The organism is Leptospiraceae bacterium, assembly GCA_024233835.1.
Lineage (GTDB): Bacteria > Spirochaetota > Leptospiria > Leptospirales > Leptospiraceae > JACKPC01.
This window is the reverse complement of the sequence record JACKPC010000003.1, coordinates 419840-440417: the sequence shown is the minus strand read 5'-3', so window position 1 is coordinate 440417 and position 20578 is coordinate 419840. Positions and strand designations below refer to the sequence as shown.

Genomic DNA, 20578 nt, shown 5'->3' with positions numbered 1-20578 from the left:
AAGCCTGCAAAACTTCTACAGGCTTTCTTAATTAAGTTCTCGAATTACTATCTATAAAGATTCTCTATTTCTTCAGTATATTTCTCAGTAATCACATGCCTTTTCAGTGATAACTTTGCTGTTAACTCTTCTCCTACTTCAAATTTTTTAGGAAGTAAATAAATATCTATTACTTTTTCAAAAGATTTAAACCCATTTTCTGTACTGATTATTTTTTTTATATCATTTAGTATTCTCTTTTTTATTTCTCCATTTCCATAATTTATCCTGGCTATTTCTGATGGATACACAAGTGCCGCTAAGAATTTTTTATCCTGTCCTACAACCATACATTGTTCAACCAGTTCTGAATGCAGTATGTTATTCTCAATAGGAACGGGTTCCACATTTTCTCCACCCAAAAGAACAATAGTTTCTTTTACCCTTCCGATTATTTTTAAACAATGGTTGTAGGTCATGATTCCTATATCACCGGTTTTAAACCATCCATTCTCCATGGCATTTTCTGTAGCTTCGGTATTGTTATAATAACCTTTCATAACCTGCTTACCCTTTACCAATATTTCCCCTCTTTTTCCAAGTCCATTTTCCCCGGGATAAATTTGAGAACGATTATTCAGGTCTACAATCTTCACTTCAGTCTCTGGGTAAATAGGGCCTACAGTACCCGGCACAAGATTTTCGAAAGTTCTTACTGAAATCACGGGTGATGTTTCTGTTAATCCGTATCCCTCTAAAACAGGAATTCCAATGTTATTAAAAAATTCATCTATATGAAGAGGTAAAGCACCTCCCCCTGAACATGTCCCTTTGAAATTTCCCCCAAGTATTTTCCGTATTTTAGTAAATATGAGTAAATCGAATAGCTTATAGAATGGCCAGAGTATTATAATTTGTAATATTAAAAAAAGTTTAGTTAATACATCCATAAGTATAGGCGTTTCATCTAACTTTAAATTCTTGTTTACCATACCTCTAATTGAATGATTCATATTAGAAGAAAAAAAATATCCGATATGAAATAACACTTTAGCAAATTTAGAACCGGCATTTATTTTATTCATTAAACCGGAATAGATACTTTCCCAAAGCCTGGGAGCAGATGCCATAAAAGTAGGTTTCACAAGAAGCATATCCTGTTTCAAGTTACGAACATCTGTATAATAAGTACAAGAACCTGAAGATATCGCAACCATTTCAAATATTCTTTCAAAAATATGCCAGACAGGGAGAATGGAGAGAATCCTTTCTTCCGATGATATAGGAATCGGTAAATTCTCAATTTGAGATATCAGATTATTATGACTTAACATAACCCCCTTGGGATTTCCTGTAGTACCGGATGTATAAATAATAGTAAACAAATCTTCAGAACAAATCCTTGATAATGAATTTTTCACAAGATCCGGTTCTTTTCGTAAGTAGTTTTCTCCCTCCTGAATAAGTTTATTCAAGCTCAGATAATCTTTATTGTCCGCATCGTTTTCCATTAGAATAACAGTTTTTAAGCAGGGAATAAAAGAATAATTTGTTTGAATTTTTTTTAAAACAGTTTTATTTTCCACAAACAATACTTCAATTTCTGCATGGGATATAATATATTTAATATCTCCATCAGTTACATCAGAACCGCGGGGCACATCACAGGCTCCGGCAAGAATAACAGCCATATCTGCCAGAATCCACTCAATTCTGTTATCGGAAAAAATTCCAACTCGATCCTGATATTTTACACCCAACTTAATAAGTGATGCTGAAAGACAGGTAGCTCGGAATAATACCTCAGAATAAGAAACCTCAGTGAACTTATTTTCCTTTTCTCGATAAGCAAATGCAGATTTATCTGCATAAGTTCTTGAAGCGAATTGAAATAATTGGCCTAAATTTGAATATTCGTTTTTCATTTACGTCTCCTTTAATTAATAGTTTAGGAGACTTTTTAGATCAAATCGACCTGAGTTATAACTCAATACGAAAAAAATTAATTTTTTTTCATTGAGTTCTTTCTATACGAGTTAGGCGTTTCACCAATATACGCTTTAAATGCTTTATTGAATGCGGACTTAGAATTAAAACCTACTGCATAAGCAATAGAAAGGATTGTATCCTCAGGATTAAGAGTTAACAATTTTTTAGCTTCCATGATTCTGTATTCATTTATATAATCATAAAATTTTTTATTCATTCTTTCGTTTAGTATTTCAGAAAGTTGATGAGAAGAAATCTTTAACTCTCTGGCAAGTTCAGGAAGAGTAATTTTCTCTTCTAAGAAAATTTTATCTTTCTCCATAAGCTCTTTTAGTTCTGAAAGAATTCTATTAACATCTAATTTTTGAATTTTGGATTGCTCATATTTTTTTTTAATTTCCTTTTGAAAACCTGATAACATATCCGGATAGGCATAAGAAAACAAAAAGAAAATATATAGATTAGCCGGTAATAATAAGGCACTAAATTTTACCAATTCAGAAATACCTGATAACATACCTATAAGTCCAAAAAGTAAATCTATATAAATAAAAAAAATCATTAGAATCGTAAGCTTATATCCTTGATTTTCAGAAAAATAATATTTTAGAATAATGCTCCAATTGGAATATATAAAATATTGAATATAGGAAAGAAGAGATATCTTTGTACCAATATGTAAAAGGATAATTAGGTAATGATAGTAACTTAATTTCTTCCTTTCAAAATCTAAAATAAATTGAATCTTCTCTTCGTAAGAAGATAAATAAATTGGAATACAAAGGATAAAAACAAGAGTCGGTATGAAAAAATGATATAAGATAAATCTCTTGATATTGACTTGTTTCTCTATTAAAGTCTGACAATAATAAAGATAAAAGGTCGGTCCACAGGTAAAAATAAGAGGTAAATGAAGTAAATATCCTTCCGGATACTTTTTATGAAATTCACCAAAATAATAAAAACCTGATAAGAGCCATATAGAGGCAATCCATAGAAGATAACTCAGAGTTTTATGACTTTTCCTGCGATTTGCAGAAATGAAAATACCGAAAGCCCAGATAAATGCAAAGATACTTCCGGAAAATAGAATATAAAGACTCATGAGTAAATAGTTTTATAAAGTTTTTTTTTGAAAATATAAAAATATTTCGCTAATCACCATTTCTATAAAAAATAGAAATAGTAGATTGAGCCTTTTTAGTATTTTTCTATCGACAAATTCCTGCTTTTTAAGAAAACTGTTAGCCTATATGGAAGAGAACCTGTTTGTCTATTGTATTTACTGTAATAAAGAGAAGTTCTTTTATAAAAAAGAAGACTTTCAAAGAAATACGGATTTACTTCGTGTAGAATGCCCCAGGTGCAAAAACCGCGTTATCCTGCGGGGAGAATTCGGTCCAAGAGGGGAATTCATAGGTGTAATTGCCCATTAAAAACGATTTTTTAATTTAACAGTAGAAATAATCACAAAAGCTAATAGAGTCATAAATCCTATAATGATACTGGAAGTAGGTAAGAATATTTCGTTTCCCTGATACTTTAAAGGAATAAGAGAAATTGAAAATCCGCTAAATGTAGAGATAAAGCTAAATATTACTCCAAATATAAAAATAAAACGCATACTACGGGCAAAAAATAAGGCCGTATAGACCGGAATCAGTAAGTGGGCAACCGTATAAAAAGATCCTAATAGATTAACACTGACCGAAAGGATAATAATAGCAGAGAAATAGAATATAAGTTCGGTAAGAATCGGAGAAAAACCCTTAACTCGAAACTCATCTTCATCAAAAGATAAAAATAATACTCTCTTATACATTATGACAAATAGCAAAAGAGCCAATACCAATATAACTATAGAAGAAGGATTAAAAACAGCACTTGAAGTTAAAATATCTCCGAAGTAAGCACTAAGTAAATGGTTCTGAACATTTCCACCAAAACTCATTAAAATCTGGGAAAGGGCAGCAAAGCATACAAAGAGTATACCTAAAAGAGTATCTTTTCCCGTGTCACGGTTTCTGTACAGAACAAGAACCGGGATAAATAAAATAGAAGAAAATAAAACAATACTTATATTCCCCTGCCAGTTAAAAAACATGGATACAGCTACAGACAGAGAAACCGCCTGCGAAAGTGTCAGACCCAAAAAAGCCATTCTGCGCAGTACAATAATTACGCCGATACAACTTAATAAAATTCCTACAAAAGAACCCAGAAGAATTTGCGGATAAAACAGCTTTATATTTGAAATCAGATCCATAGTGCCTTTAAAGACAGTACAGATAGATAGGATTTAAATGCAACAAGGTTTCATTTTTTTATTTAAAAGGATGTAACTTAGTTGCATTTACAAAAGCCTCTGTAAAAACGGAAAAAGTAACTTTTTGATAGGAGAACGTTTTATGAGATACCTGATAAGCCTTGTTTTTACTCTTGCTTTTCAACATTGCGTGGAATCTAAATCTTCCGGTAGTGATAAAGGAGCCGCAGTGGCGGCTTATCTTCTTCTACAATCGGGAAGTGCTTGCTTAAGTGAAACCAATCTCCCTGCAATCGATACTGTCACAAGAAAAGAATACAAACTTGTCCAAACGAACTGCACAACTCAACTCGGCTCTGGCTTTATAGCAGAGAACCTGGGTTTAAGCAACAGGGGCTTAACAGGAAGCAGTACGTCCAGCCGTTTCGCATCTCCTACAAGTTACTCCCTATCCAGTTCCAAGAAAACCAATGTAGAAATCACCTATACACTTAATTCCACATCCGGACATATAGATGTAATTATGAATGCTCAGGCTAGTGCTGCCAGCATTCAGGGGCCGGGCGTTCGCATTAAGTCCACATTAGCTTATCCACTGAATCAATCCGGAATCGAAGGAAGCTTTACCGGTTCGGTACCTCAAAGTCCTGTTGGAACCAAAAAAACTCTCTGCCTCGAAATTCATGAAGAGAACGGTGCCCACATTTTTGGTTGGTCAAAGTCCTGCGCCTCTCTCAGTACGGCTGAACGTTCCAGTTATGAATTTGAAGTAGATAGCTTTCAAACCACTCATCCGGGTTCTAATATAGGTTTTGTCTTAAATTCAGCAACACTTGAATCTTTTATTGTCAGTCAGGGTGCCATTGGCCTTGCCAGTCGCTTCTTAGAATCAAAATGAAATACGTATTTTTTATTCTATTTATTCTTTTGTCTTTTTCTTATACTTCGTATGCACAGGAAGAAAAAGAAGGAAGCGTTCAAGAAGACTGGGAAAAAGAGCTGGAAGCAGATATTGAAAGCACAGATAAGGATTCCAAATCTTTGCAGGACAGTCGGGGTAGCACTTCTGTACTACCTACCGGAAATAGTATCAACCGTTCTGCTCAGAATCTGATGATGAATATATCAACTGCTGTGGATATAGTTGGAGAATGGGATAAACAGAAGCCGCAGGTAAGCAATAACCAGTTAGATGTACGTTCCGCCGAATTTGGCTTTTCTGGTGCAGTAGACCAGTGGCTACGCGGTAACCTGTTGATTGCTGCTCACGGAGAAAACGGAGAGTATTTTTTTGAAATTCATGAAGCCTGGGTTCAGTTTCCCTTCTTACCTTATAACCTATCTTTAAAAGCGGGAAGCTTTTTTTTGGATTTAGGAAGACTTAACCGTATCCACCAGCACGACCGACCCTTTACTACTACACCTATAGTCCACGAAAAATTCATTGATACAGAATCCATAGCCGACACAGGACTGGAACTCAGTATTCTTTTTCCCTGGACATTTTTAAGTCAAGAACTGGTTATAGGTGGAACGAATGGAAAAAAATGGGGGCATTCTCATGATGGAGGAATTAAAAAAAATAATCCTCTTGCTTATGCTCATTTAAAAAACTTCTATTACTTCGGTAATAACCTGGGAACACAATTTGGTTTTACTGCCAGTCGTTTTGAACCTACTGAAAATAAGAAAAACGAAAAATTCCTGTATGGCTTTGACATAGTCGTTCGCTGGAATTATTCTAATCTACGTGAATTTATCCTGATGGCAGAAGCCTGGTATAATAAGGAAGTATTTCCGGAAAATGAAATCCAGTATCATCCGGAAAGCAAAACAATAAGTCCCGAACCCAATTATTATCCCTACCCCGGTAAACCTGCCAACCAGATTCAATGGGGACAGTATATATTTTTGAATTACAAGTTTCATCAGCTCTGGTCTGCCGGCTTTCGATATGATTTTTTTACCGATTATAGTCTGAAAAATCAGGCCGGATATATGGCAACCAATGCCATTGAAGCCCAGAGTTTTCAGATAAGTTTTATCCCCTCCGAGTTCAGTTTCATACGGGCTACTGTTGAAAGAAGGTTCACTATGGATTATTCCGGTGAAACTCCGGAAAATAAAGCTTTACAGGGTTTAATCATTACTCCAGACTTTGAAAAAGTAGAATATAGATTTTTTGTCCAGGCAGTTTTTATCCTGGGTTCACATCCCGCACACCAATATTAGGAGATTTTTATGTTTAAATGGATATTTACTTTTTTATTTTTGTTCTTAAGTTTTCCGGCCTACTCAAAAATTTCAGTTGTAAGTACAACAAGTGATCTGGCCTATATAGCCGAACAAATTGGTGGTGAAAAGGTAAGCGTTTTCTCTATGATACGGGGTTCCGATGATCCTCATTTTGTAATGACGAGACCGGATTATCTGGTAAAACTCAATAAGGCAGACCTATTTATCCTGGTCGGATTGGACTTAGAAATCGGCTGGGCGCCCTTACTTATCCAACAATCCCGTAACTTAAAAATTCAAAAAGGTCAATCCGGTTATTGCGATGCATCTTTAGGAATTAAAATATTAGGAGAACCTGCTGTAAATGTAGACCGCTCCATGGGAGATATGCATATTTATGGAAATCCACACTATTGGAATGACCCGGTCAATATTATTCGAATGTCAAATACCATTGAAGCAAGCCTTTCTCGTGTAGATCCTTCCAATCAGAACTATTACAAGAAAAATAATAAAGAGTTCAAAAATCGCATAGCCGAGCTAACAAAAGCAGAAATGAAAAAATTTAAACCTTATTTTGGAGCCAGAGTAGCTGTATTTCATGATCAATTTATATACCTCGCTAATCGTTTTCGCTTCACAGCAAACTTGAGCATTGAAGAAAAACCGGGAGTTCCTCCTTCTAGCCGCTATATGGAACAGGTCATAAAAAATATGAAGAGTAATAATATTAAAATCATCTTAATAGCTCCCTATCATAATATTCGCTATGCAAACTATGTTTCATCGAGAGTCAAAGGCAGCAGGGTACTAACTTTACCCGTATCGGTAGGATCTCTTCCGAATACAGATACCTATGAGAAAGCCCTCGCTGAATCTTTACGTTTAATCCGAGAAACACTTAATGAAACAGGTTACAAAAAGTAAATATGGATAATTTATTCACAACAAAGTCTCTTTCTGTGGGCTATAATAAAGGCTTTATTATTTTAGATAACATTAATATTACAATTCAAGCCGGTGACATTTCAGCTCTCATCGGGCCTAACGGCAGCGGAAAGTCAACCCTGGTAAGAACCTTAAGCGGTTTGCAAAAACCCATTGCCGGCACCTATCAATTAAAAGAGGGACTTACGATTTCTCTGGTTCCGCAGGTAAAAAAAATGCACTTTGAATATCCTTTAAGTATTCGGAAAGTTCTTTCTCTGGAAAAAGAAGCCCGAAACTTTTCTTTCAACAAACATAATTTCACAAAAGAAGAAATGGAAATCATAGAGAAAATAGGCGTAAAGCCTTTACTATCTTTACTGGTAAAAGAATGCAGCGGTGGACAACTACAAAAAGTTTTAATAGCAAGGGCCTTACTTTCTATGCCGCAACTTATCTTTCTGGATGAACCTATGGATGCTCTGGATAAATCTTCCAGAGAATCGATTCTCTATTTATTCAAAGAATATGCTCAAAAATACAATAGTTCTTTATTTATTATAACTCACCACATTTCTGAAACCTGGTTAAATAATTTTAATCGTGTTTTCTATATCGAGGATAAAACAATAAAAGAAAAAGTATTTAAGGGCTCTCGATAATCTCTGTTTCATCCAGGTCGGTTTCCCATTTTTTTCCTGACAAGTCATGGTATATAATTTTTTTACTATTTTCTATTATTCCTGAATAGTCTTTGGAACCCCAGGAGTGAAGCTTAAGTTTTAAGGAGTAATTTTTATCGTAGAGACTCCTGCCTTCCTGTTGAAAGTAAATTGTCTTTTTTTGTATGGAAAGTAAAGTCGGAAATACATCCAATATCGTTCCTGAATGAAAGTTTGTATGTGTTTTATTTTCCGGATATTTTAAATAAAATGGAACTTTAATTTCAGAGTTAAAAAGGGAGAAACCATGTTTATAGAAGCCCTGCTCTCCAAAAGACTCTCCGTGATCGGACAAGATAAGGTATATAGTTTTTTGGGGATAGTAGCTTTCTGTTAATCGTATAATTTCTTGTATAAGTTTTATATCATATTCTATAATATTTAAGTATCTATCCTTATCTTTTGAATTATCCCTTCTATAAAAGCGATCCGGCTCAGGGTTGAAATAAGGAGAATGAGTATTGGTAAAATATAAAATATGCAAAAAAGGCTCTTTTGTTCGTTTATAAAAATGCTCAGAACAATCCAATAAGGCTTTATCTTCTATACCCCAGGTAAAAGTTTTATATTCCTTAGAAAGCTGTTTCCGTATATAAGCTTCGTCGTATACAGCTATTTCAAAATAAGACAGCATCTTATCCAGATTCTCAAACCTTTTTTTACCGGAAAAGATAAAGCGAGTGTTATACCCATCCTGCTTGTATAGCTTTATAAAATTATACTGCCTGTAATATTTTTTATACTCAGGTTTTGTCTTCCACTCAGATATTCTACCTGTTAATAAAGAATAAATGGAACTTGTGCTGTGCGGAATGGGAATAAAAAAATGTTCGGCCCTTACCCAGTCCACAAAAAGATTCCCCTTACTTTCCCTGAAAGACTTTTCAGACACTCCTTCTAACAGAAACAACAGAATATTATATTTTTTGGATATTTCAAAAGGTATAGATACGTTTGAATCCGAAGCGTATTCTCTATGCTTCACTTCCCTTGCAGGGGTTCTCGGTAAATATAATAAATAAAAAAGTAAAAGAATAAAAAATTGAATATACAGTAAGTAAACAGGACCTTTTTTCTGTAAATCCACTGTTTTTAAAAATCTATATACATAAGTTAAAAGTATAAAATATAAAAAGAAAGAAAATAAAACGCGTATATAGAATAGTTCCGACATAGTTTTAAATATTATAGATGAATCTGAATTTAAGACTGAATAGTTTGCCAGATAATATAAAATCAAATCAATGTTTACTTGTATTTTTAGAGAAGTATAAATCATTTCAGAAAGGATTAAAAAGATATTCAATAAAATATAAATACCCACATTTACTCCAACAATGCGCTTTACATTTTTTGCATATCCCGAGTATAAGAAGATTAGATAAAGAGCATGTATATAAAATATCAAATAAACCACTAAAGAAGAAGGATAAAAATACTCCCTTTTTTCTAATAAGGAACCCATCCAGAACAGATTCAAACATAAAAGAGGTAAAAGAAAATTGATAATAATAGAGTAGCGTTTCATTTTATTTCAAAAGTAAATTCTTCAATTACAGTTTCACTCTTATACAAGCGAAACCTGTGCAATCCTTTATGCAAGCTTAGCAATCTTTCGATATTGCCATTTAGCAAAACCCTATTATCATCGTTGAGTCGATAGGTATACCGATCGTCCAGTTTTTGTGGAAGTATAATTTTTAAAGGTATCTCCTGTTTTTGAGATCCAATAGTCTCATCTGACAGATAAATTTCTCCCGGCGAAGGAGAAAGAACCGTAACTCTATCGGAACTAAGCAAGTCGGAAGAATCATTGCTGTGAAGTATTTTACACTTTTCTAATTTAGAACTATCCACTTTTAGTTCATCATAGCCGGCACATTGAGGTCCGGCTATTTTTCCACTAAAGCGACAGAGTTTAATTTTCTCATATTCCTCGAAGCAGGAAAATCTGGGTTTTTGAGTTCTATGCAGGTGCCGTATTATCTGTTGAAAGATTCTTCCTGCACCCACCGCCCCTGATATTTTCTTCATAGGTTTTCCGGAAAAATTGCCAACCCAGGCCCCTACTATATACTCCGGTGTATAGCCTACTGCCCAGGAGTCCCGATAGTCCTTTGAAGTTCCTGTTTTAGCTGCTACTCTATAAGGAAAATCTAAAAAGTTTCTTCTACCAAAAGCTCTCCTCCTCGCTTCTTTATCAGATAATATATGGCTAAGTATGCAGGCTGTTCTTTCCCTAAATACTCTTTTTTTTTCACCATATTCTATTTCTTTATTTCCCTGCCTTCCGATTAATATAGGTAGCCTTACTCCCCCGGTAGATAGAGAAGAATAAAGATAAGTCAATTGGAAAAGACTTACTCCTCCCACACCCAGGGCAAGCCCTGTTCCATAGTATTCCGGAGCTTCCTGTAAATGCGAAAATCCCTGCTGCTTTAATAATTTATAAAAATCCTCTATACCAACTTGCTGTAAAGCTCTTATCGCTGTTACATTTCTAGAGCTTGCAAGGGCTTCTCTAAGTGTAATTTTCCCCCAATACTTCCTGTCATTATTCTTCGGTCGAAAAGTTCCCTCCATAGAAATGGCACTTACTTCCTCATCCATAAAAATAGTATTGGGTAACCAGTGAAACTTTTCCATACCGAGTCCGTACACAAATGTTTTCAGGGTGCTTCCGGCATTTCTTATAGCCATATTTCCCTTTACCTGTCCGGCTTCTTCGGACTCGTAATCAGAAGAACCGATAAATGAAATAAGTTTTAAATTTTCCTCTTCTACTTTCAAAACCAGAAGTGCTGCTTCCTCGGCTCTATATGCCTCCAACTGTCTCAATTCATTCGTAAGTATTTTATATAATTCCAAATTAAGGTCATTTGAAAAATAGGAGTAGACCGCTTCCTTTGAATCAGGAGCAATAGAGCGAATCCAATCAGCATAGTGCCTTGAGTGCTTTTGCTTTATTTTTATTTTTACATTCCTACCAAATATACTCTGTTTTATCCAGGGTAATTCATTCCTACAGGTTCTTGGACATATTTTATTTTTTAGATGTAAGTAGCGCTTCTTATACTTTTCTTCTACTGTATACGGATTGCGAATTAAAACAACAAGACCTATTCCTTCCTCTTTTGTAATAAAGTGAATATCTTTTTTTAAAATTCGTCTCGAAGCAGAAAAAAAACCCTGACTTTGAAAGGGAAAAGGAATCTGATTCATATAAGCTTCCAGTATAGCCTGATTTGAAAAACGCAGTTTCAAAAGAAGAGCATAATAAGTTTCCTGTAACTTTCTAATATACTGATTTTTTACTATACTTTTTTTCCATACAAGCCTTGCTAATTGCTGGGGTATAGTAGAAGCACCAGAACGTATTTTCCCTGCTTTTATATTCGTAAAAAAAGCTCTCAGGATAGAAAACAGATCAATACCCGGATGATAATAAAAATGTTTATCCTCAGCTATAAGCAATATCTCTATTAGTTCTTTCGGATATTCTTTTATATCTATCCATCGGGAATATTCTCCATCCGAATTCAGAGTCTCCTGAATTTCTATTCCCTCAGAAGAATAGAGAATAAAAGAATTATCCCCTCTCAGACTATTTTTTGTAAGAAATAAGGAGTGTAGAGAAAGAATACTCAGTATACAAATAATAGTTCCTACAATTACTTTAAAAATTTTTTGTAAGAACCTTCTCTTTGTCATAATGATCTATCTCACTTTGATAATTCGACTATCCGAGCGCCCGAAGACTTCCGGTTCATACATCAACTTGGCTTCTGTGGATGGCATATAGGCCAAACCTTTTTGAGTCGGACGTAATAGATAAAAGTACTCATGCAGACCTTCATACATGTAAGATGTGGTTAATACTATTTTATCATCCCTGTATTCCATTCTTTCCTGTGGGTCTACCCACCAATAGTCATCTGCCTGTCTGGACTTCGTGGGAAAGATTTTTAATCCACTCTGCTCTGTATCAAAATCCGGATTCACAATTTCGGAATGAGAAGGTATCGGGCTTTTCAAAACAACCTGTTCATAAGGTTTAGGGTTAAAAACGGATAGTTTTACCAGATATACTTTACCTCTTTCTAATACATCTTGAACTTTTATTCCATGAGGATTCTTTAAGTCCACTTTTGCAATATCATATATTTCTTGCTTTATCTCAAATCCTTCATCTCTGGCCTTAACATCTTTCAGCCTGGGTTGATATTCTAAAGAAGCTGTATAATAAGTTCTACCTTTTTTTTCTTCATTTCGGATAATAAAATTGACATTCGTTTCTTTCGGAAAATGTTTTTTTATTTCCTCCAGAGAAACAGTATATGCAAAAGTTTCCGGTTTTCCGTTTCCTTTAAAATTGGCTCTGGCTATAGATAGCTCATTTAAAAATGCACCTGCAATTCTCGGACCGGAGGATTTTTCATAAGTATCGCTGTACATTTTTAAAGCATACGCAAGATTTCCGGAAGAGTGACTATCCCACCACAGGTGCTGTTTGGCTGAAACTGCATATTGAACAATTTTAGGAATAAGCGGACTATTATAATCCAATCGCATCAAAGCCTGCAAAACAGAGCCTATAGCCGAAGCATCTGTATAAAAAGCTCTCCCGTAGGACCCACTTCCTATATCTTTTATTATCACTTTTCTTGCGGTAAATTCCATTCCATTTTGAATATGCTCAAATAGTTTTTTTGTATCCGAATTATCATTATAGGATTTTAATTTTTTTAGTTCAGCAATACTTAAACTTAAATTTGCCTTGGCACGAAGAGACAGATCCTGAAATTTATCCATAAGTGTATGATGAATGCTATCCGTATCCTCTCCCTCCCGACTCAGCACCAGGGCTATCAGACTCATGCTTTCTAATATATAAGAGTATCCATCTTTTTCAGGAGTTCGAATATAATCTTTTAAGAATTGTATTAATCTCGAATGTACTCTTTCGTCTATATTATATCCAGCTTTTTTAGCAACCTGTAAAACGTAGGCAATGTAAGCACTTAAGTAAGGATCCGACTTATGCCTCGAATCCTTCCAGAGTCCAAATCCACCCTTGGAACCCTGAAAATCTTTTATTTCATCAATAAACAAAGCTTTTATATTAGAAAAATCATAAGCTTTATTATCCGGAGGAACAAAAGAAAACTTTTCTAACAAAGAACCGGAAGTTAAAGCCAAAAGAAATGCCGAAGTTCTTTGTTCAGAGCAAAAGTACGGATTCGATTTATAAAACTCAAAAGCATTTTCCATACCTATCAAGGCAGAAGAAGAAAAACTTACTTTCATATTAGCTGAATTCGGAATATAGCTTTCAACAGCTGGTAAACGTAGCTGCTCTTTTTCTTCCGAATCCGTATAATGAGAAATTGTAAAGGCTTCTTCCGGATGCTCTTCGCGAATCGGAAAAGAAAACTTAAGTCTATCTACCACATCTTTCTTTTTTAAATTCAGGATTTGAAATTTACTTATTTTAAGAGGTTCAGCAGAAAAATAGCCGATGATAAGAGGTTTTTCTTTTTTCTCCATTAGAATCTTAGAATACTTTTTCATATCTACAGTAACGGGAAAAGTAACTTCCTTTGATTCAAAATGCTTTAAATGTATAATCTTCTGACTTCTTCCTGCTTTCAAAAGATTTGTTTTTATACTTATCTTAAAATCTTCTTCAATACCTGTCTGATTCACTACTGTTCCCCCGATCTGCAATCTGTCTCCCGGACGAATCACTCTCGGCACATTGGTCATTACAACCATAGGTTTGGCTACCTGAAAAGTTTTTTCGGAAGTTCCGTATCTTCCGGTTTTTGCGGCAACCGCCATGATCCGAAAGGTACTGAGATTATCCGGCAATTTAAATCTAATCGACTTTTCGCCTTTCGAATCAAGTACCACATCGGCTTTCCAGTAGGCAGTATATCTTATATCTTTTCTGGATCCATCCTCATTATCAAATGCAAACCCCCCACCCTGTTCGTCATAAATATCTCCTCCGGGGTTCTCTCCTTTTTGAGCAAAAACATATTGCTTAATCAGCATATGTCTGTTCTCTAATATTTTAACTCCCAGAGGCCACTCAGTAAAAGCGGTTGCTACAGGATTCGGATAGGAGAAATAAGAAATCAGACTTAAAACACCTTCATCAGCTACTGTGAAAGCTACCTCAGCTCCCGGTACAGACTTAAGTTTTAAACTCACAGTCTCTCCGGGCTTATAAGTATTCTTATCAGATATAATTTGTAATGGTATTTTTCTTGAATCCGTATTTACATTGATTTTGATGATTCCGGCTTTTACCTGCGGTCGACCTGAGTCGGTTTCATCGGGTTTTGAAGTCCTGGGTCGAAGTAAAACAACACTGAGATAAACGTTTGGAAGATACTCTTCTTTTATGGGAACCTCAATCGGTAAACCTTTTTCATCTATCTCTATTGTTTTTTGCCAGATTAAGTTTTCCCTTTCAAGGCTAACTATTGCCAAGCACTTAGAGAAGGGAGATTTGATTACAACCTTCGCCGTTTCTCCCGGAGTGTATGAACTACGATTGGTTTGCATCTCAAATGTACTATCTTCATTTTTATACCAGCTTGTATAGGCTCCCCCGTAAGCATAAAAAGGAATTTTTACAAAGCTCATCCCTTCTTTTTCTTGCACGGTAATGCTATACTGTCCGGCTTCAGAGGCTGAAAAGAAATACTCATAAGCAGAAGAACCAATACTGAATGTTTCCTCTTCCACCAACTCATTTATCAGCGTATTTTTCCTCTGTTTAGAATTTTCTGAACTTTTGGTTTCAACGCTCTGCCAGTTTCGTTTTATAACGCGAACCCGTACGGAAGCTTTTCGCATCGGTTTTCCATCTGAGCCAAGAGCGATAATTTTAAACTTAAAAGGAGTCCTGTAATCCTGATAGGCTTCTTCAACTTTGATTCCCGGAATAAATTCTCCTGCTCTCACACGAACGGAACTACGGGAAGTAACAGACTTAGAATCTTTATCGCTGACTTTAGCTTCTACATCCACACGATAAGAAGAACTTAATTTATATTCTTTATAAGAAGGTTTATGTATTTTTTCTAATAGTAGCATAGGTTTAAGTTCCACTTCCTGCCTACTTACTCCATCCAAACCTAATTTGGTACTATCCTGTATAAACATACCGGTCTGAGAATAATCTTTGGACTCTTCATCCTCCAATAGATTGGAACCTATCGTATAATCTTCATATTCCGGAAAGAATAGCTGTGTTGAATAACGTTTTAAAGTAAGCTCCAGTTCTGCTTCACTCATAGGAGCTCCGAATAAGTATTTTCCTTCTATAGAAAATTTAAATTTTTCAGATACTACAGCATCATTCTTACCCTGCACTTTTACGGAAAAGCTTACCGGTCGAAATTCCTCTACCTGGAATGTATCAGATATAGTCTGTTTATAAGAAGAATCAATTCGTATAGTGTAATGTCCGAGGGAAGCTTCTCCGGGTATACTATAATCTCCCCAAATCCCTCCTTCTTCCGAAGATTTTAGATTTTTTGAATATACTTCTTCTCCTTTTGCGTCAGTAATCTTCACTTCAAAGCTCATATTACCTGCCGCCCGGTATTTCCCCTTTTCTCTCAGACCCAATAGGGCTTTCCAGCTCACCTTATCACCCGGTCTGTATAGTTTCCTATCATAAAAAACCGAACCTGATATAAGTGGTTTTATTGCTTCCGAACTATAGGAACCCGAGCGAACCAGGCTGTACATACTGAGTTCGTAATCCCGGTTATCCACAAAAGCCATATCATCATTCTTTTCACTAACATAGATTTCTCCTGGTTTTAAAGAACAGGTTCCTTCTGAGTTTGTAGTACAGGAATCTTTCTTATTTCCGAATAAATAGGAAGAAACGGTAACACCCGATAAAGGAGTCCCATCGGTCAGAGAGTGCACCCAGGCATAGGCTTTTTTATAATCTTCTTTTACAGTAATACCCAGATCGGTAGATTGCACAAATTGTGTAATTTTATTATTAAAGCGAACAGCAAGCCAACCTTTCTTATTAGAATTTAAATAGGGAGAAAGATCGTAACCATATCGTTGGCCTTTGTATTTACTCGATCCAGTTTTCCAGAGATGCTCTTTCGTATTACTTGCATGAGCAAAATAATCAAAGTAGGTATAAGAACCATTCTTCCACTCAGGTTTAAATTGCATTTTTTTATGGATACTGTCCAGACTCAACTTACCTACTTTCACGTTCATCGCCGGAATATTGGCTATATCAATTGGAAGTTTGGATTGCATTTTGGATTCGAGGACCGAATAATAGCTGTCTACAGAAAAATCCGGTTTATACTCCGGAACTTTTATTTGGAAGACTTCTTTTTTTCCTAATTCATATCCAAATATATCTTTAAGCTTGGAAGAGAAACTAAATGTATAACTCTTTCCTGATACAGGTCGCCAGTGTGCTAATTTAAGTCTGCGAATCGGTCCTTTCGGTTTTTGAGACATTTGCATATCAGGAGATACTTGAATAGCTCGAATCGCGTTTTCCCCTTGAACCGGGTGATTAAAGACAAAGCGACAATACCAGCGACTCTGGAAATATTGAAAATCACAGTCCTTCATCTCTATTTCAAGATCTCCCCAGGATTTATAGACTTTTAAAATATCATCCGTATAATTTCCGGAATACTCCAGAGATTCAAGACCGGGTTCGAGACGAACCATTACATTGGAAGATTTAGAAAAAGGCTTTGTATTAATAAATGTAAAAGATTTCTTATCTTTCTCTCCCACAAGTATAAAAGGGATAGACTTTCCATCTGCGATAATACTTAGCTTCTTATTTACCTGTTTCTCAGATACTTTTTGAGAGAAACTCAGAGAAAATTTTTGTATAGGTCGTATATCTTCACTCGTATTATAACTGTATTCCTGGTAATCATAGTCCATTTCCGGATCTTCCGTATAAGCCGTATTCAAATCAACATTTAACTTCGGAATCTTAAGTTTAAATGTAGATTGAAAAGATTCTTTCATGGACTTCCCATTGATAGCCTTCAAATCTCCACTCACACGAATAGTATATTCCTGCCGCAAGTCCCAGGGTTCAGAAGGAATAAAAGCACAAATTCGGCTTCCATACCAGCGAAACTTACCTTTAATCTCAGGACTGATTTGAAATACACCTTTTGTTTCTTCCTCAAGTGTACCCAGAGGAATTAAAGGATGGTTAAAAACCAGAACTACTTCCTTCGGCGAAAATCCTTCCGGAACTTCGCCTTTCGGACTTACCTGCAAAACCTTCATATAACTATCATCTTCTTTTTTGGGTTCCGAATATTTTCCCAGATCCAGGTCTAATTTTTTCCGAAATGGATTAAATGGCATGTCCCAGGAAACAAGACTGGAAACTGCAATTGCGATAATGGATAGAAAGATAAAGTTAAGGTGTTTTTTCATGATTCAAGTCCTCCGGCGATTGATTCCGCTCTTTCCTCAGAGTAGAATGTATTACTTTTTAAAGTAAAGAATTTTTCAATAGTCCACTCTGTCTTCAATAAATAAAGTTTTTAAATTTAGTTCCGTACTCATCTTCCTTTGCAGGGCCTGTATTCCCGTTGTTTCGGTTGCATAATGTCCGGCTGAAATTAAACTGATTTTTTTATATTTTGCTTCATCAATAGCTTCATAACGCAGTTCACCTGTGATGAAAACCTCACAATCTCCCTGCTCTAATAACCTGAGTTCCGAACTACCACTCCCGGAACATACAACAAAGGAGCCGGCCTTACCATCGGAGAAGTCAAATAACTTTATCGGTCCCATTAATTTTTCCTGTAAGATATTTGCAATCTCCCGGATTGTTTTCTTCATTTTCCAGTCTCCGTAATAAGAAATAGATGCAATTTCTCGTATATTTTCTCCTTCTAAAATATTAGCCAGGCAAATATTATTACCTATTTCAGGTTGTCTGTCAAGGGGAAGATGCATCCCGACAAGAGAAATCTCATTTTCCAGGAACAATTGGATTTTTTCCTTTACCTGTCCTTCTATAGAAAAAAGACTTGGCCAAAAGATTCCATGATGACAGATCAGCATATCTACATTTTCCTTTACTGCTTTTTGAATGATTCCGAAGCTTGCATCAACAGAAAAAGCGATAGATTGAACTTCGTCATTTCCTTCTACTTGGAGGCCATTTGTTGCATACTTTTCCGTATTTTCCCTGTATTGAAATAGAACATTTAAATAATCTAAAATTTCTCTGCGTTTCATACTTTTTCCTTATAATCTAAATTTAACCCCATAGCTGATAAAATTCGAACCACAGGCCGGATCGGGTTTGCAATACAAACCGAACACTCCGGAACGATGGTGTATTCGCATAAATATACGGGGGTAATATTCCAAAAACTCAAAAGCAAAGTCAAGTTCAACCATAAGATAGTTTAATACCTGGGAAGAGCGAATACTATCCAACTGAAATTCGGTATTAAACGGAAGAGAGCCAAATTGATGTGAGATAAAACTTGCTTCATACCAATCAAAATAATTTCCGTATATATAAATTCCTTTTTTTTTATTCTCCAGAAGGGGATTTTTCGAAGCAAGAGAAATCCCCTCTCCGAAAGCAATGCTTACAGGTAATCGAAATAGATTCGACCAGCGTGCCAGTAAAAAAACATTCATTTCAAGATGGTTCATTAAACCTGAGTGCTTTACTAACTGACCTTCGGCTTCAAAATCAAAAAAACGTATATTACTACTCAGTCCATAATTGAGTCCCAGAACAGAAATGCGAGATGCCTTATAGTTTGTTTTTTGCTGGAATAATATAGGTAATAAGTCCGTCTCGGTATATAAACCCGAATAAGCGATGATGTCGAGATGATTCCCGGACTTCTCTTTTTCTTTAGCTGCATTTTCTTCAGCACCCAGAGAGATTATTAGGATAAACATATATATGATAATACTTATAATTTTCACTTTTCATCCTCGGTATATAGTCTTCTGGAAATAATATGGGCTCTCAGTACATTCATAATCTTGCCCTCTATACGGTTAAAACTATCACGTAAAAAATTTTCATAGTCCCTACAGTATTCATCCCGGTTTTGTGTAAGGCGCTTGGTCCAGGTATCCGGTTCCTCTTCAATACAGTACATTCTGAGTTTATCCGGTCTGCGGTAGGTGTTTAAACCCGTACCCAAATTTGTAGAAATAAGCCCCATATAGACAGGCAAAAAAGCATAGTAACCCTGCCTGCCCGGTGAAGAGATATACGATTGAAATAGAACCTGTTTTGAATTTCTCAAATCCAGTTTGTAGTCCACAACTGCTGAAACCGAAACAAATGCCCCGGTGCTAAAGGTTATTAATGAAAATAGATTATTCCGAAAAAGATCAGAGGAAGAATCTCGAACCTGGGGTTCAAGGCTTAAATAATAAACCTCATACAGAGAAGAGATTTTTTTCGTTTCTTCTATTATTTCATCAGTGCAACGTATTTGTACACCCTTCGCCGCGTAGGTTTCACAGGCAATTTTTTGCAAAACCCGATCAGAACTTTTTAAGTATACTCTGTAAACATCGGGTAATTCGATTTTCCTTTCCGGCAATTCTTGATAAATCTCATAGTGGCAGAACTGTAAAAAAAATACACTCAAAATGATACTTGCAATTCTCTTGGATTTTAAAACCATTCTCAGGATAAGGATGGAAATACGCCTCAAACCTAAAACGAAAATTTTTTCATTCTTGAAAAAAAGGAAAGCTTAGTATGGAAATCATAGAAGAATCTTTCTATTTAGAAAAATTAGAACCAGAAAAACTCGATGCCTATCTTTCAGAAGGCTATCGACATTTTGGCTCTCTTTTTTTTCGATATAATGTTAATTTTCTGAACGATAAGTTAGCCCTAATCTTGCCTCTGCGGGTAAACCTTTCTACATATAAACATAAAAAGAAACATCGTAGAATTCTCAATAAAAATAAAACATTACAACACATTTTTCGTCCTGTATTTATCGATAAAGAAAAAGAAGAGCTCTTCTATCTTCATAGGGCCAGGTTTAAAGATAATATACCTGATTCGATTTATAGTTTTATATCGGATACACCTTCCAGCCTTCCCTGTGAATCTCTTGAATGCGCAGTATATGATAAAGATAAATTAGTTGCTTATAGTTTTCTTGACATCGGAAGTACCAGTACTTCCAGTGTGTATGCAGTTTTCCACCCGGATTATGCAAAAACGAGTCCCGGAATCTTTACCATGCTATTAGAAATTGAGTATTCGATTCAACAGGGAAAATCTTATTATTATCCCGGTTACTGTTTTTTTGAGTCGTCTTTTTATGATTATAAAAAGCAATTTGAAGCACTTGAGTTTTATGATTGGAACCATAACTGGTTACCGCTTGGAGTTATAAATAATAAATAAAGGCAA

Annotated in this window: 15 protein-coding genes; 6 read left to right on the top strand and 9 right to left on the bottom strand. The window is 35.5% G+C overall.

Annotated elements, in window-relative coordinates; all coding sequences use genetic code 11:
• Positions 1-47 precede the first annotated feature (47 nt).
• A complete protein-coding gene (locus H7A25_16270) occupies positions 48-1904 on the bottom strand; it encodes a long-chain fatty acid--CoA ligase (GenBank protein MCP5501458.1) in 1857 nt (618 codons plus the stop codon).
• 77 nt (positions 1905-1981) lie between these two features.
• Positions 1982-3073 carry an AraC family transcriptional regulator gene (locus tag H7A25_16265; protein ID MCP5501457.1) on the bottom strand — a complete coding sequence of 364 codons (1092 nt, stop codon included), beginning with the start codon at positions 3071-3073 and terminating at the stop codon, positions 1982-1984.
• A 148-nt stretch (positions 3074-3221) separates the two neighbouring features.
• On the opposite strand from H7A25_16265, the gene H7A25_16260 reads away from it, so the two are divergent.
• Positions 3222-3404 (top strand): hypothetical protein, encoded by a 183-nt coding sequence (locus H7A25_16260; GenBank protein MCP5501456.1) that lies wholly within the window; start codon positions 3222-3224, stop codon positions 3402-3404.
• Here the strand turns inward: H7A25_16260 and H7A25_16255 are convergent.
• A complete protein-coding gene (locus tag H7A25_16255) occupies positions 3401-4234 on the bottom strand; it encodes a metal ABC transporter permease (GenBank protein MCP5501455.1) in 834 nt (277 codons plus the stop codon). The genes H7A25_16260 and H7A25_16255 overlap by 4 nt on opposite strands.
• A 142-nt stretch (positions 4235-4376) precedes the next feature.
• Here H7A25_16255 and H7A25_16250 point away from each other — a divergent pair, with 142 nt between their 5' ends.
• From H7A25_16250 to H7A25_16235, 4 genes are read left to right on the top strand one after another with little or no spacing between them, the layout of a single operon-like run.
• A complete protein-coding gene (locus H7A25_16250; protein ID MCP5501454.1) occupies positions 4377-5132 on the top strand; it encodes a hypothetical protein in 756 nt (251 codons plus the stop codon).
• On the top strand, positions 5129-6466 hold the full coding sequence (locus H7A25_16245) for a hypothetical protein (protein MCP5501453.1): 1338 nt from the start codon (positions 5129-5131) through the stop codon (positions 6464-6466). Before H7A25_16250 ends, H7A25_16245 begins: the two co-directional genes overlap by 4 nt.
• Positions 6467-6475: 9 nt before the next feature.
• The gene (locus H7A25_16240) at positions 6476-7396 is read left to right on the top strand and encodes a zinc ABC transporter substrate-binding protein (protein ID MCP5501452.1); all 921 of its coding nucleotides are present in this window, start codon (positions 6476-6478) and stop codon (positions 7394-7396) included.
• 2 nt (positions 7397-7398) lie between these two features.
• Positions 7399-8058, top strand: coding sequence for an ATP-binding cassette domain-containing protein (locus tag H7A25_16235; GenBank protein ID MCP5501451.1), 660 nt, complete (start codon positions 7399-7401; stop codon positions 8056-8058).
• On the opposite strand, the gene H7A25_16230 is transcribed toward H7A25_16235, so the two are convergent.
• The 6 genes from H7A25_16230 to H7A25_16205 form a co-directional block, all read right to left on the bottom strand.
• Complete coding sequence (locus H7A25_16230) at positions 8042-9646, bottom strand: sulfatase-like hydrolase/transferase (GenBank protein MCP5501450.1); 1605 nt, start codon at positions 9644-9646, stop codon at positions 8042-8044. The genes H7A25_16235 and H7A25_16230 overlap by 17 nt on opposite strands.
• Positions 9643-11829 carry a transglycosylase domain-containing protein gene (locus H7A25_16225; GenBank protein ID MCP5501449.1) on the bottom strand — a complete coding sequence of 729 codons (2187 nt, stop codon included), beginning with the start codon at positions 11827-11829 and terminating at the stop codon, positions 9643-9645. The genes H7A25_16230 and H7A25_16225 overlap by 4 nt, the downstream gene beginning before the upstream one ends.
• 6 nt (positions 11830-11835) lie before the next feature.
• A complete protein-coding gene (locus H7A25_16220; GenBank protein MCP5501448.1) occupies positions 11836-17589 on the bottom strand; it encodes a hypothetical protein in 5754 nt (1917 codons plus the stop codon).
• 75 nt (positions 17590-17664) lie between these two features.
• Positions 17665-18405 (bottom strand): Nif3-like dinuclear metal center hexameric protein, encoded by a 741-nt coding sequence (locus tag H7A25_16215; protein ID MCP5501447.1) that lies wholly within the window; start codon positions 18403-18405, stop codon positions 17665-17667.
• Positions 18406-18414: 9 nt separating this feature from the next.
• A complete protein-coding gene (locus H7A25_16210; GenBank protein ID MCP5501446.1) occupies positions 18415-19116 on the bottom strand; it encodes a hypothetical protein in 702 nt (233 codons plus the stop codon).
• The gene (locus H7A25_16205) at positions 19113-19862 is read right to left on the bottom strand and encodes a hypothetical protein (GenBank protein MCP5501445.1); all 750 of its coding nucleotides are present in this window, start codon (positions 19860-19862) and stop codon (positions 19113-19115) included. Before H7A25_16205 ends, H7A25_16210 begins: the two co-directional genes overlap by 4 nt.
• Positions 19863-19909: 47 nt before the next feature.
• On the opposite strand from H7A25_16205, the gene H7A25_16200 reads away from it, so the two are divergent.
• A complete protein-coding gene (locus H7A25_16200) occupies positions 19910-20572 on the top strand; it encodes an arginine-tRNA-protein transferase (GenBank protein MCP5501444.1) in 663 nt (220 codons plus the stop codon).
• The last annotated feature ends 6 nt before the right edge of the window (positions 20573-20578 follow it).